General features: G+C 34.8%; 1 protein-coding gene and 1 pseudogene. One reads left to right on the forward strand and one right to left on the reverse strand.

Features of this window, described 5'->3' with window-relative positions:
• Positions 1 to 183, forward strand: a 183-nt coding sequence (locus CBG25_RS13295; RefSeq protein WP_290607209.1) for a hypothetical protein, incomplete at its 5' end; no start/stop codon positions are given.
• A gap of 27 nt (positions 184 to 210) precedes the next feature.
• On the opposite strand, the pseudogene CBG25_RS13300 reads toward CBG25_RS13295, so the two are convergent.
• A pseudogene (locus CBG25_RS13300) lies at positions 211 to 675 on the reverse strand (hypothetical protein); the annotation flags it as partial.

The following is a 675-nucleotide window of genomic DNA, read 5'->3' on the forward strand; positions in this document are numbered from 1 at the left end:
GGTTCAATGGTTATTGAAGTTGCTGTATTTTCTTTGCAGCTAATTAAGAAAAGGCAAAGACTGAAGATCTTAATAAAAAAATTCAAATTCTACCTCCAGCCTTTCCCATACTGTAATACGTACCGTTTAGCTGAACTATCTTTTTTTAAAATTGATGATATAGGCCAGAAGTACATAAAGTAATCAACTTAATGGATAATGCTATTTTATTTAAAAACGTAATTCACCCGAGATATAGAAGTTATTGCGATTATTAAATCCCACTTCAGATAAGATATTAAAGTTACGAGTAATTTCTATTCTAGCGCCTATCGTGCTGTTCCATTTGTGTGCTAAATGTTGTTTAACATCAAATTTCATATTAGGATCATCAAGCAATTTGATTAATCCGGCGAATTCCTCAGGTAAATTCAGGTTATTAATATTACCTTTAAAGCATTGAGTGGTATCCTGATACATTGCACCTACCCATATTTGTACTTTGGTATTGCCTTGACCTGATAATAAGGGCTGAAAAGTAAACTCGTAACCGATGCGCGGAGTGATAACTAATGCACTGATATCACCATCTAAAATATCAAGGTTAGTGCGCGTATAATTAGCATCTAAGGTAGCAAAGAATTGCTTATAGCCACCGGCTAGAACAGCCCCACCACCGTAGGTTTTTCCTTCAAA

Origin of the sequence: Arsenophonus sp. ENCA (genome assembly GCF_002287155.1) — a bacterium.
Taxonomy (GTDB): Bacteria; Pseudomonadota; Gammaproteobacteria; order Enterobacterales; family Enterobacteriaceae; genus Arsenophonus; species Arsenophonus nilaparvatae.